The organism is uncultured Veillonella sp., assembly GCF_963524655.1.
Taxonomy (GTDB): Bacteria; Bacillota; Negativicutes; order Veillonellales; family Veillonellaceae; genus Veillonella.
Map to the genome: position 1 here is coordinate 1 of NZ_CAURHA010000046.1, position 15,034 is coordinate 15,034.

The following is a 15,034-nucleotide window of genomic DNA, read 5'->3' on the forward strand; positions in this document are numbered from 1 at the left end:
ACAGATTTTCCAACTTATTGGGATTAGTCACACACACTTTTTGTCCTATAACCCTTTTATTTTCTAAAGTATCCAAGGTATTCTAATCGCACTAAAACTTCGTTTAGGTATTGTTCTGTAGGAACTTTATAGGTGTAGCCGTCCTTAGTAGTACGCTGTACAGTTAGATTATCATCATTCATAGTCTGTATTAAGCTTTCTCGTGAGATAGGTTTAGCTAGTAATTTAGCAATATATAGTACTCCATTATCGATACTTTCATCGATTTGATTATACATATTGCCAAGAGCTGTATATTGGCTGCCACCAGCTTCAATAAGTGTTTTCATATAGCTGATGAAAGGTTCAGGTATATAACTTTCATTTTCAACAAATGGAGTGAGCGGATAGGACTCACCATAAACATTAAGATTACCTAAGATGATTAGGAACAACAGGCGTTGATAGAGCTGGTTATTATCGATGATATAACCAGGATAGGAGCTGTTGATATAATTTACAATATCTTGTACTGTGAATTGTTTAGCCGTATCCATTATCTCTTTGATGGCAATGTAGACGGTATTGGTCCAGTCCGAAGGAACACCTTTTTCGTTGGCCGAATTAGCCACATAATATAGACTATTTAAGATATCCATTGTCACCGTTTCATCATGATTGATAACAGACTCATTGGCTTGTTTTGTTAAGAGACTCATGCGGAACTGTGTATCATACACATAGTCATAGAACTGCTCTTTATCGATATAGTTGCCATTGGATAAGGCTCTAATATTATCTGCCACATCCTCTGAAAGCCATGAGATAAAAGACCGTTGCGGTACTTCATCACCAACATAGGCACATCCTTGTTGTTGTGCGCGCTCTATGAAGTCAGAAACGTATACAGGATCATTAAAGGTTTCCAAATATTCATGGGCCACATAATAATCGCTAGAGTTCAGTACACGATGGATATTACTGATTTTATAATTCGATTGCGTACGAGACCGTTCATCGCTGTTCATGGTATCTGCTACCATTTTTAATACATTTTTTGTATATAATGTACGCTCTAATAGATTTTGATCCTTCGCCCGTTTTTCAGAATATAACATAATATCCCGCAATTGCTCTAACCGTTTCCATCCTGGGTAAGTGTTATAGGAGACATAGGCGATCCCATTATCAGATAAATTTTTATTACAAATACTTAGTATTTTATCCTTAACTACATCGGGTACCCAGGACCAAATGCCGTGAACGATAATATAATTAAAGGTGCCAAAGCTTTCATCAATATCGAGAATATCTTTTTCTAATAAGGTTACATTGGTGAGACCAATGGATTTAATCATTTCATTGCCGTGTTGTACCTGTACACTTGATAGGTCGATGCCTGTGAAAGTTGCTTCTGGATAGTACAGTGCTTGCGGGATGAGATTGCCCCCACAGGATGCACCTAACTCAAGAATGCGGGCACCCTTGAGGGGCGCAGGATTAAGACCGTATAGCTTAGCTTTAGCTTGTAAATTGTTAATATTCGTACTAGAAAATGGTTTGGATACATAGAGGAAGGAATCGTATGAATCCTTTACCTCATTTATATTAACCTGTAATTCCTCAGATATATTTGGGTTACTGGCTATGATTGTAGTTTCTTTTATATCTGTTATTTGTTCTCTGTCTTTCTGGCTCATATACTACCCCTATGATGATTTCTTTAGTACATAATGTTGAACATAGTATAACATATAAATAAGAACTGCACCTTAGAATCAAATAGAATTTTAAGGTGCAGTTCTTATTGTGTATGTAATTAGAATTGTAACTATTTTAAAGTTTAAGACTGTAATTATACTATAGCATAAAATTGTAATTATACTGTACTTTAAGGTTGTAATTAGAGCTTATTTTGTAAGACTGTAGTTTGAAATAATATAGATAATTTACATAATTTGAGTTACATACTATGTCATGGTTGGGGTATATTATTTATTTAATTTTGCCATCAGTTGATGTACAGTTTCTTGAAGTTCTTTGTTTTGTGTTTCTAAAGCTTGTACACGAGCTTCAAGATTTTGACCAGGGATATTTACTTGGGATTTGCCAGGTTTATAGGTAACCCCTACGTTTGCCATGATATGGCTATTAAGTGTAACACCTGTAGTTAATAATAGATTATCTCGGTGATAATAGCCAACACCGAGGGCGAGAGCATTGGCGTTCTTGTAGTGGCCATAGCCTGCCATATATTGAACACGGTTGTCTGGATCATATGCGATAGGGTGCAATGCAGCTAAAGCAGCGGCACGAGCATCCCCCTTATTGGATTCATTTTCTACATAATCAATCATTTGATGAGCCCCATATAGTTGGGAACCGTTAATAGCATCTGTAGAGGTAGCACTGACACGGCCAGCAGCTACATTGGTAATAGTCCGTTCTTTATCTTTGGCGCCTACCGATACAGTAGAGATAGGTGTCATACCTGCATAATTTACAGTCTTACCATTGTTAAAGGTATAGCTAGATGTGCCCACAACGTCTCCATCTGTAGAGTCATTGCCTAGGATTACTGCATTTTCTAAGGACGTTGTGACATTATTACCCATAACGAATGTGTTGTTACCAGAAATATGGTTGTAATTACCAATGCTATAGGAGCCGCTCGCGTCGATAGCATTCATGCCGTACTCGCCTTGACCGAACACACCGGATTCAGTAGCCTTATCTGTTAGGGTATTGTAGGAACCAATGGCTAGGCCTTTATTGGCATTAATATTGGTGTAGTGACCAATACCAAGGGTGAATTTACCAGTTGTGGAGGATCCAGAACCGATAAGAACGGAATTGGTAGCTTTACTATTAGCACCTTGGTAATGACCAATCCATACGTTTTTTGACCCTTCAGAGTTCTCACCTGATTGGGTGCCCATGATAACGGACATAGACTGTTTTGCATTATTCGCTGTTAATGCACCTGCAATGACATTAAGATCGCCTGTGCCTTTTTGGAAGCTTTTACCACCTAAGGTAATATTGCCGCCCCCTTTAGATTGGTTACCGGCGAAGGCCCCGATGGCCACATTGTTGCCGTTTGCATTTGGACTTGCTACGGTTTGATGGTTACTAGTAGTGGCACCAGCACCTCTACCGAGCGTAACATTGCCATCATTAGTGAACGTAGTTCCTGTAGCGCCAACGTTTCCGTTGTTTTCTATAATGTTCACAGGAGCCGCCGATACAATCCCCATAGATAATGCAGAAAACACAATACCTGTTAATACAAAATGTTTCTTACTCATCACAATACACTCCTTTGCATATTAGGACTTCACAAAACTTTCATATCACTTACGATTTCATAATAATACGAAATATACATGTTGTAAATGAATATTTTGCATAATATGTGGTGAAAATACACCATAATTGAATATTTAAAGAAAGTTTTATGTACTATTGTAGGAATATTTAATTGAGACTGTTGAACATTTATAAACAGTGAGAATAGTAATTAAAACAGGAGTAGTATTTGTCAATTTAACGAGGAAAGATATTTGCTAACATTGTAGTAGGATATATTTTTATAATATATAAGATATTAGTATTATATATACATTATATGTAATCTACTTGACTTCTATATATTAGTTTATTCTTTTTCTTGACAGTAGTACTCATAATTCGTTACACTTATACATATTTCATTTTTAGTTCATGAGAATTGTGTGTAGAGAGTAATGAAACGTATTGTATGTGTTGCCTTGAGCGCCCTTTTGTGTTGTGTGGGCTCTGCAGAGGCAGAAAGACAACAATTACATAATAACGAATATTTTCACATTACGCCTGCGGCCACGCCAGACCATGTGATCGGTGAAGGGGGCCCTCTCGTAATGGATCGCCAGGAGACCAAGACGGTGCAGTATAGCAACGTAGATGCAGTAAACCGAGCTATTAACGCGGTGGCCATGTCCAATGTGTCCAACGCGATGTACGGCGCTAAAGGTAAACCATGGATGCGACGCACTACGTTGAGCTTCCAGTTCCAAGAGGGGTGGAAACCATTGTACTCTGTTGAGACTGTTCAGCCTCTAGGACATTATGATGATAAGTCTCGTGATGTGTGGTTTACGCAGCAGCGTATTTCTCGGGCCTCCGATATTGGAACAACCCTCAACGTAGGTGTTGGGTACCGCCGTATTTCCAAGGATGATCGCCGTCTTTATGGGGCTCATCTATTCTATGACCACCGCTTCTTGCGTCATCACGACCGCCTCAGCGCAGGTCTTGAATATATGTCTGGCGAAAGTGAATTCCGTTTTAATTGGTACGGTTCTGCTTCTGATGAGCGCGTTCTAGATGCGAACATTCATACTTTGGAGCGCGTAGCCAATGGTTATACCCTTGAATACGGCAAGACTTTCAAAAATGCTCGCTGGGCGAGAGTTTATGTAGAAGGATACCATTGGAATCAAGAACGTCAGGCTGATAAGAACGGTTTGCGCGTTGGTTCCGAGTTGCAGCTCACACCGCGTGTATCTGTCGATATGGGCTATAACAAGCCTGAACACAGCTCGGGTGGAGCGTACGGCAAGATTACATTCCGCTTGGCAGGATCTCCTGTAGCTTGGTATGGTGGTAAGCACAGAGTAGAGGGTGCTATGAGTGTTCGTTCAAAAATGCTAAGCCTTGTAAGACGTCATAATACAATCTGGGTTGAGTAATAATTTTGATAATATCATTCACAACTAGAATAGCTATGTGATTCGTTTGGTTCATTGATTTTTAATGAAAATTTAATGAAAAATCAACTATTATCATTGTCATATAAATGATATACTCAAGTAGAGAAAGGTGAGTGTTGGTATTGTCTGTTCTTCGAAGAGAATAGCTTTTGTTAAAAGCTATTCTCTTAATATGTAGTCCCCCTACATTATGTCGTATGAGTATTGTTCATAACTAGTTACTCTCCAGTTACGTTAATAACTATTGTATAACTTTAAATCTCTCTCTCAATAACACTTATATCATACGGCAAGTATCAGAAACCACCTTATCTCCAAATTAAAAGTGGGTAGTTAATCTCTATTGATTAACTATCCACTTTTTGTGCTTACTAAGCTAGTACACGTTTATAGTGTTCTTATCACTATGTCCCTCTATTTTTAGAAATACTATTAAATAGTTACATAATATTAAAAACAGTCGATTTTAATTTAGCAAAAAATTAAATAAATAATAAAAGTTGTTTACAATTTTGAAATATGTGTTACAATGCTCATATAAAAATATGAATGTTTTGTGAAAAATGTAATGTGTAATATGGACTATTATCTAAGATAGTTTTTAACAGGACGGGAACTAATTATGAAAATAACTAAAATCTTATTAACTACTATGGTGCTAACTTCTATTGCTACCTCAGCATTCGCATCTAGAGCTGTAAATATTATTTCAGGGGATGGTAAAAATATTGCTACAGCATTCCGTGATAGAGATGCCTATAGATGGGATACGTCGACTGGTGCACTTGTAAAAAGCGGTACTGATTTAGAATATATTGTATCATTAAATGAAGATCTAAAAGAAATTAGATCTGCAAAATTTAAAGAGAATGTTGGTCCATTTGGTGAAAAATCTAATCTAGATATCAACTCTGATATTCTCGTATATACTAAATCAAATGTTGATAATAGCAATTCTGGTACATCCTATCTCAATGCGCATGATTTATATTTTCGAACAGATAACCGTAATCAGCCAAATCTATCAGCATCTAGCACATTTAGAGCTGATTTAATTAGTATGTATCAGGATAGTAAAAGTATTAGAATTGCCCCTGGAATGGATGGTATAAAAGCTGAAGACATTTCTGAAAATTATAGTGGATTTGATCACTTAACATCTATCCCTACAATGTCTCACTTAGATAAACGTGGTGAAACTAAGATTGATGGTAGTGTTATTGAGCTTCATAATACAGCAGTAAATGGTGAAAATGAGCAATTGACGGCTATTGACGGTAAGCACATCAGTTTTAATAGATCTGGTGACTATAAAACTTCTGTGGATGTAGACGGTATTTCTACATTGCATTATGATCAGGGTATGAGTGCGTATGCTGGTGGTATTGATGTATGGGGCCACGAAAATAATGATGATACTACTGAACTAAGAGAAATGTCATTCTCTGTTAGTAAAGTTGATGTAGGAGGTCAGCAAATTCATGGCGTATCTAACGGTGAAGCTGATACTGATGCAGTAAACGTAGCACAACTTAAAAAAGCAGAAGAAAAAATCAACAATGTTGAAGCAGAGGCTAAAAAGCATACAACTGTTGTAGCAGGCGATAATACGACTGTAACACAAGGTACAAATGCAAATGGCGGTGCTGAATACAAAGTAGCTGTAAATAAAGACTTAGTAGAGATGAACTCTGTTAACTTCGGTAAAGCAACTGACGACGTTCGTGCTCGCATCGATAAAGACAGTGCTCGCTTCTTTAACGGCAGCGAAAACATCGGTGTTACACCTAAAGGTATTCAAATCGAAAACACAGATACCTTAGAACAAGCTACTTTCACAAAAACTGGTATGTACGCAAGTGAAGGGGACAAAACAGTTTACTACACTACTAACGGTATTAGCGCAGGCAATCAAATCATCAACAATGTGAAATCCGGCGTAGCAGATACTGATGCGGTTAACGTTTCCCAACTTAAAAAGGTGAAAGACGAAATCACAGCTGCTACAGGTACTACTACAGTAACGGCAGGTGACCACATTACGGTAACACCAATAATCAATGGTAATAGCCGTGATTACAAAGTATCTTTGTCCGAAGATATTACGAACCAAATCAATAACAATACTACAAACATCGCTAAGAATACTAATGACATCAAAAACCTTAAAGGTAATGTAACAAATGTTCAAAACGATGTAGCAGATATTCAAAACAATATTACAAACATCAATAACAATATGAACTCCTTCAGAGGCGATCTCTCCAAGATGGATAAACGCATCGACAAATCTGTAGCAGGTGCTGCAGCGTTGGCAGCTTTACATCCACTTGATTTCGATCCAGATGCTAAATGGGACTTTGCTGCAGGTTATGGTCATTACCGCAGTGGTGATGCGGCAGCTATCGGTGCCTTCTACCGTCCTAACGAAGACGTACAACTTAGCATCGGTTCCACAGTAGGCAGCGATGAAACAGTATTCAATGCTGGCTTGTCTGTAAAAGTAGGGGCTCATAGCGGTGTATCTCGCTCTCGTGTAGCGATTGGTAAAGAAGTATTAGCTCTTAAGAAAACTGTAGCTGAACAAAATGCACAAATTCAAAAATTAACAGCATTATTGAACGGCGTAGCTGGTACTAATATGAAAGCTGACCACACTACATTATTCCCAGACGTGGCTGCAAACCACTGGGCATATGAAGCGGTAAGAGATTTATCTCGCCGTGGTCTCGTTGAAGGGTATCCAGATGGCACATTCGGTGGTGACCGCTTGTTAACTCGTTATGAATTTGCACAAATCGTATACCGTGCAATCCAAGACGGAGTAACAGTAGATGATCGCCTTGTTACTGAATTCAGCCCAGAAATGGCGTTGTTCCGCGTGGACACAGTAGCGAAAAACGCTAAAGGTGAACCAACAATCGAACGCGTTCGTGTAAACAAAAAATAAAATAGGTTATCAAATAACGAAATATATTATTCTAACAACATCATAGTTGTTACCGAAAAGAACAATATAAAGCGTTATTTACATAACAATTGGCTATTACGTAGATTAACACTTCTAGATACATTATGTAGTAGCCAAATTAAATAAGCGTAACTGATATAGATTGAATTGCACTCTATATCAGTTACGCTTTTATTTTTGTGTGATTAAATTTTGAAAGTGAAACTAAGGCTTACTTTTTCTCTTATTAAGTCGCAACTATGTCATACCTTAATTAGAAGTAATGTATTAACTTAAGTAGTGACGTATCAAAATAAAAAATGGTGTTTTAAGCTTGGTGTCTAAAATAGCCTAGCTCCACTAAATGTTTAATAGATTCATCGAGATATTGTTCGCTTGGGACAGTGAAGGTCTCACCATCTGCTTTCGTACGAGTGATGGTGAGGGTTTCATCTAAAATCTTAATTAGTTCGCCACGAGTCGTTGGCTGTGCCATTTGTTTCATCACGTACAGTAGACCTTCATCTACAGTAGGATCCTCTTGGTTAAACATATTGCCTAAGGACATATATTGCTTGCCGTTGCCTTCAATAAGTGTGGAGACATATCTAATGAATCGCTCTGGAATGTAGCTCACATTTTCTACAAATGGTAATTTTTCATATTTTTCACCATACGCGCGAAGATGGCCTAAAATAGTTAACAAGAATATCTGTATGTACAATGTATCTTTATTATATTCCTCATTTGGATGATGCTCAGCCATGTAGTCTACAATATCTTGCACATTAAATTGTTGGAACGTGCGCATAAATTGTTTGAGCGTAATGCGTAGCGCATCTGTCCAATTCGGAGGCATGCCTAAGCGGTCTTCAAAAGGCGCCGCAAAGTACAACGTGTCTAGAATGTCTTTTTGAACCGTTTCGTCCCGCACAATTTTATCTCTGTTACATGGTTTCGTTAATAGTGCCATGCGGAACTGTGTATCATAGACAAAGTCGTAATACTGTTCTTTGTCCTTATGGTTGCCGTTGGCAAGAGTTTTGATATTATCCACAATCTTATCATCGAGCCATGTGATAAAGGATTTTTCGATGCTTTCATCACCGATATACACGCACCCTTGCTGCTCGGCACGTTCGATAAACTCAGACACATACACAGGATCGTTAAAGGTTTCTAAATATTCATGGCCTACATAATAATCATTGGACTCTAAGACGCGATTAATATTATCGATTTTGTAACCCGATTGTTTTTGGGAACGCTCGTCCATCTTCATTGTTTCGCCAATGAGTTTTAACACATTTTTAGTGTATGCTGTACGTTCTTGCAGTGATTGAGATTTTAATTGCTTTTCCGAATAGAGCATAATATCGCGCATTTGCTCTAATCGTTTCCAACCAGGATACGTGTTATAGGACACATAAGCCATGCCGCGGTCAGATAGATTGCGATTACAAATGCTGAGGATTTTATCCTTAACGATATCAGGTACCCAAGACCAGATGCCGTGAACAAGAATGTAATCGAAGGTGCCAAAGTCATCATCAATGTCCATGATATCTTTTTCTAACAAGGTTACATTGGTGAGCCCCATGGATTCGATTAATTCGTTACCGTGTTTGATTTGTACAGATGACAGGTCGATGCCTGTGAAAGTAGCCTCTGGATAGTACAGCGCTTGTGGAATGATATTGCCACCACAAGAGGAGCCTAGCTCAAGCACACGAGCACTCTTAATTGGAGCTGGATCAAGACCGTAGATGCGAGCCGTTGCAATTAATGAATTAATAGAACAACTAGCAAAGGCTTTAGATACATAAAGAAAATCATCATAAGAGTCCTTTAATGCCTCAATGTCAGCTTGAGCGGTAGGTGCTTGATACGATGGGGGACTAATGGATTGGCCTTCGTTGCAATTGCCTTTTAGTATGTCTTCTGTGTTTTCTTTATATATACCTTTAAGCGCTTCTTTTGGTTGTGTGTCCATGGTAAACCCTCGTTGTTACTATATGGTCAAATTTTACCTCATTATGATTAAGTATATCATAATTTCTATTATATATAGGAGGATAAATTCATAACCTCTTCATTTACGGAGAATTACATGAAATCTTTATGAAATAATTATCAAAGGATTGAGTGAATTTCATATATAGATTTTTCTGAGATCAAAATTTATAGATAATATAGAAATGGAAATTGAAATCGAGAAAAATCAATCTTTATAAATCGATTAAACCTTTATTTATAAGATTGAGTAATACGATTATCGAAAATAATAGAAGTGGATAGAATAAAATGGATTAGATTTTATAAAATACGTATAAATCAACAAAAAAGTGAGTAAAAAAACGACCATATATTAAATTTTGTTTAACAAAATAAAGGTTCTAACAATAAACTTTGATGATTATGATAAAAAGATGAAGCAAACTATTTACAAGATTTTCGATATATGATATTCTGTTCGTGACACAAAATGAAAAAAATATGAAAGACACTCAGAAAGCTATTAAATATGGGATGTTTGGACTTTTAGTCTTTTGTATTTAATTAGTTATTAATTATTAATTATTAATTATAAGGATTGTAATTGTGTCTAGTTTAAGAAAGGGGTTCATAGAAATATGAATAAAATCTTTAAAGTTGTTTGGAGCAAATCTAAAGAGTGCTACGTAGTAGTTTCCGAAGTTGCTAAAAACAATGGTGGTAAGAAAAAAGTTCTTGCTAGCGTATTAGCTGGTTTGGCTATGGTGGGTGCAGGGGCATTGGGTAATCCTGCAATGGCTGTCTATGACGATGGTGGTAGTGCATTAAACATTTCTCCAAATGCAAAACCAAGTAATAGTGTTTCCACAAATTCAGTTGTAGTAGGTTATCAAAATGACTCCACAGGTGGCCCTAACAATGAGAGTGGAAAAATTATTTACGGTGCTAATAATAGAGCAAACCGTGAATCTTCTTTAGCTATTGGTAATCAAAATACTGCTAGCCATAAGTCTACAAGTGCAATTGGTGTCGGCAATACGGCATCTGGTGAAGCCTCTGTAGCACTTGGTAATGCCAATACAGCATCTGGCGATCGTTCTATTGCTATTGGTTCCGGTGCAGAAGCGACTAAAAATAATGCTGTTGCTATTGGTCGTGTGAGCAAAGCTACAGGTACTTCAGCAACAGCACTTGGTGTTAATAACAAGGCTCAAGCTGATGATTCTTCAGCGGTTGGTTCTTCTAATACTATTGCGGCAGCTGCTACTCAAGCAAGTGCATTCGGCCGTGAAAATACAGTAAATCGTGGTGGCACTATTGCTGCAGGTTATAAAAACACTACAGATGGTGATCGCAACGTTGCTATTGGTAACGAAAATACCACTACAGGTGAAGAGACTATTGGTATTGGTACTAAAGTAATTGCTGGTACTGGTAAAACAATTGCTATTGGTAGTGTATACAATCCAGGTGGTGGTGTTGAAAAGCAAACTATTGCTCGAGGTGATGATACAATTAACCCAGCTACGGGCCAAGTAAATAATATCTTTGCACTTGCAATTGGTAATGGTGCTCAAGCAGATGGTAAAGATAATAAAGCATCTGGCATGATTGCCATTGGTCAAGATGTATTAGCTAATAATAATAATACAATTGCAATGGGTATTCAAGCAAAGGCTACAGGTAATCAAGCAATTGCATTTGGTAAGATTGCAAATGCTAGTGGTTCTGGTGCATTTGCGCTTGGTCAAGCAACAAATGCAACTTCTCACGGTTCTATTGCCATGGGTAATGGTGCACAATCTACTGGTAGTGGATCTACAGCACTTGGTCGTACAGCTCAAGCTACAAAAGATGGCTCTGTAGCAGTTGGTTTCAATGCAGAGGCTACTGGTGATCATGCAATTGCTATCGGTGGTGATGGTAAAGGTGCTGCATTTGATAATACTAATACGACATTTGCTGGTTTAGGTGAAAAAACAACTGCAACTGCTAAAAATGCTGTTGCTGTAGGTCATAAAGCTACTGCAAATATTGAAGGCGGTGTAGCTCTTGGTTCTGAATCTAAAACAACAAAAGATGCGGGTGAAATTGGTTATAATCCAGCAACAGGCCGAACTAATGACTATAAAAATTTAACGAATAATACAAAGGCTGCTTTAACTTCTACACGCGCTGCTGTTTCTATTGGTGATGACAGTGCTAGTGTTACTCGTCAATTAACAGGACTTGCAGCTGGTACTCAAGATACTGATGCTGTTAACGTAGCACAATTGAAAGCAGTTAACTTGAAGTATGCTGGTGATTCTACACAAGTAACAGGTAGTACTGACGTTCGACTTAATGATGGCACTTTTAATGTCAATGGTGATGGTACTCTAATCTCTACTGAGGCAACTGCCACAGGTATCAAAGTAACAGCAAAAGTAGGCGGCAACATTACTAATACAGATGGTAAAGCTGTAGCCCCTACTACAAACGGCATTGCTACAACTGACAATGTAACTCAAGCGATTAACAACTCTGGTTGGAAAGCTAATGCTTCTGCTAATGGTGGTACGTTAACTGGTTCTGCTACTGCAACTAAAGTAGTTCCTGGTGATACAGTAACTTTCAGTGCAGGTAAAAACCTCACAGTAGCGCAAACATTAGGCACTAATACTCAACAATATACATATGCTTTGAGCTCTACTCTTAAAGATATTGAAAGCATTCAAAACGGTACTACTAAAATCACATTGAACAATGGTGGTGGCACAACTATCTCCGGCGGTAACTTGAGCGTAGATGGTAATAAAATCACTAACGTAGCTCCTGGTACTGATGATACTGATGCAGTTAACTATAAACAATTGAAATCCGCTAAAACTGTTGTAGAAGCTGGTACAAATGTAACTGTTAACAAAACTAAAGGTGCTAATGGTGAAGATGTTTACACTGTAAGCTCTACTGCAACAGGTGGTACAGCTTCTACTGAAAGCGTAGTTAAAAAAGCAGCTGCAACTGGTGATACTAACATTGCTGATGTTTCTGTTGCAGACAATAAAAATGTAAAAGATCCTGGTGCTCAATACGAAGTATCCGTTTCTAAAAATGCTGTTAAAGACGCAGCTCGTGAAGCTGTAACAGTAAATAATGGTGGTACTACAAAAGCTGATGGTTCTTATACAGCTGATACAAACAATCCTATTACTGTTAACCCTGTAAAAGATGATACTAACCATAACACTACATACGAAGTGAAATTCGATGGCGCTAAAGCAGCTAAAGTAATTCCTTTGACTTATAAAGCTAACGGTACAGGCGATAAAACAGTTACATTAGAAAAAGGGTTAGACTTTACAAATGGTACAAATACTACAGCAGAAATCGATAATGATGGTGTTGTTAAGTACAATTTGAACAAAAACGTTGACTTGTCTAATACTGGTTCCTTAACGGTTGGTGGTACTAAAGTTAACAATGGTGGTGTAACAATCACTGCTCCTGCAGGTGGCACAACAACAGATGTTAAGTTGACAAATACTGGCCTTGATAATGGCGGTAACAAAATTATTAATGTTGCTGAAGGTACGAATAATACTGACGCAGTTAACGTAAAACAATTGAAAGAAAACCGTACAGAAGTAAAAGCTGGTGATAATGTAGTTGTGACTACAGATGTAGATGCAACAGATAACCACACTGTATACACTGTAAACGCTGTAACTCCAGCAGTTTACACAACTCCAGATGGTGAAAAATTAACGAAAGATAAAGACGGTAAATTCCATAAAGTTGGTGAAACAGCTGAATATACTGGCGATATCATCACATCTTTCGAAAACCCTAAAGCAGCAGCTGGTCAAACAACAAAAGATGGCGGCATGATTGTTAACAATGTTGGTTCTGCTATTAAAAATCAAACTGGTGCAACATACCTAGACAAATTGAAAGCAGCAGCTGATGATAACTCTAATGTTAAAAATGCAGTAGTAAACGTATCTGACCTTAAAAATACATCTGATGCTTTAATTGACAAAGGTTTACGTTTTGATGCTAACGAAGGTGGCGAAAAAACAAACAAACTTGGCTCTAAAGTAACAGTTCAAGGTGCTGGTGCTTTAACTGCTGGTAAAGCATATGCTGATGAATACAACACAGCTAATATCAGAACTAATATCGAACAAGGAACTGATGGTAACACAACAATCAATGTTGGCTTAGCTAAAGCATTAAAAGATATTAACTCTATCTCTAATGGCGGTTCTTCTATCACTATTAGTGATGTTCCAGCTGGTGCAACTACTCCTGCTGTAACTATCTCTGGTGGCAACTTGTCCATGGGCGATGGCACAACTAACAACAAGATTGTGAACTTGGCTCCTGGCACAGATGGCACTGACGCAGTTAACTTAAATCAATTGAAAGGTATGCGTACAGTTGTAACATCCACAGATAAATCTGTAACTGTTACATCTAACGAAAATTCTACAACAGGTCAAGTAACATATGACTTGAAAGTATCTACAACTGGTACAGTAGCTAAATCCACTTGGAATCTTAACTCTGGTGTAGTATCTGCTACAGAAGGTACTCACGCTGGTGATACTACTCAAAATATTGCTGACACTAAAACAGTAACAATGCAAGCTGGCAAAAACTTGACAGTTACGCAAACTAACGATGGTGCTGGTAATGCATCCGTTGCATATTCCTTAGATAAAGATCTTACTAACTTAGACAAAGTTGTTGTAAATGGTAAAGATGGTCAAGCAGGTAAAGATGGCGTAACTATCGTTGGTCCTCAAGGTGCTACTGGTGCTACTGGCATTCCTGGTACAAATGGTATCGATGGTAAAGTTGGTATCTCTGGTAAAGATGGCAAAGATGCTGTATCTATTGCTGGTAAAGATGGCGTTGGTACAATCGGCTTAACAGGTCCTCAAGGCCCTGCTGGTACAAACGGCAAATCTGTAGATATCTCTACTGAAAATGGTACAAAAACATTAGTTAAACCAGAAGCAAACAACAATGATCAATCTCAACGTATCGTATACGTACCAAAAGATGCTAATGGCAACCCATTGAAAGATGCTGATAACAACGATATTAAACGTGAAGTAGCTACTATGGATGATGGCTTGAAATTTGCTGGTGATGATGGTCAAACAAATGCTAATAAAGTAATTGCTAAACAACTTAACCAACAAGTAGATATCATTGGTGGTGCTACCGGTACATTGACTGATAACAACATCGGTGTTAATAATGATGGCGGCAAATTGAAAGTTCAATTGGCTAAAGATGTTGACTTGACTAATGCTGGTTCCTTAACGGTTGGTGGTACTAAAGTTAACAATGGTGGTGTAACAATCAC

The 15,034-nt window shown here is 37.8% G+C and carries 6 protein-coding genes; 3 read left to right on the forward strand and 3 right to left on the reverse strand.

Features of this window, described 5'->3' with window-relative positions; translation table 11 throughout:
* Positions 1 to 56: 56 nt before the first annotated feature.
* Both RYM16_RS08205 and RYM16_RS08210 read right to left on the reverse strand, forming a co-directional pair.
* A complete protein-coding gene (locus RYM16_RS08205; protein ID WP_314983289.1) occupies positions 57 to 1,679 on the reverse strand; it encodes a class I SAM-dependent methyltransferase in 1,623 nt (540 codons plus the stop codon).
* A 291-nt stretch (positions 1,680 to 1,970) separates the two neighbouring features.
* Positions 1,971 to 3,287 carry a YadA-like family protein gene (locus RYM16_RS08210; RefSeq protein WP_314983290.1) on the reverse strand — a complete coding sequence of 439 codons (1,317 nt, stop codon included), beginning with the start codon at positions 3,285 to 3,287 and terminating at the stop codon, positions 1,971 to 1,973.
* A gap of 438 nt (positions 3,288 to 3,725) precedes the next feature.
* Between RYM16_RS08210 and RYM16_RS08215 the strand changes: the two genes are divergently transcribed.
* Positions 3,726 to 4,709 carry an inverse autotransporter beta domain-containing protein gene (locus tag RYM16_RS08215; RefSeq protein WP_314983291.1) on the forward strand — a complete coding sequence of 328 codons (984 nt, stop codon included), beginning with the start codon at positions 3,726 to 3,728 and terminating at the stop codon, positions 4,707 to 4,709.
* Between the two features lie 643 nt (positions 4,710 to 5,352).
* Positions 5,353 to 7,680 carry an S-layer homology domain-containing protein gene (locus RYM16_RS08220; protein ID WP_314983292.1) on the forward strand — a complete coding sequence of 776 codons (2,328 nt, stop codon included), beginning with the start codon at positions 5,353 to 5,355 and terminating at the stop codon, positions 7,678 to 7,680.
* A 328-nt stretch (positions 7,681 to 8,008) separates the two neighbouring features.
* Here the strand turns inward: RYM16_RS08220 and RYM16_RS08225 are convergent, their stop codons facing one another.
* Positions 8,009 to 9,673, reverse strand: a complete 1,665-nt coding sequence (locus tag RYM16_RS08225; RefSeq protein ID WP_314983293.1) for a class I SAM-dependent methyltransferase — start codon at positions 9,671 to 9,673, stop codon at positions 8,009 to 8,011.
* A gap of 640 nt (positions 9,674 to 10,313) precedes the next feature.
* Here RYM16_RS08225 and RYM16_RS08230 point away from each other — a divergent pair.
* Positions 10,314 to 15,034: ESPR-type extended signal peptide-containing protein (locus tag RYM16_RS08230; RefSeq protein WP_314983294.1), on the forward strand; the 4,721-nt coding region annotated here is incomplete at its 3' end.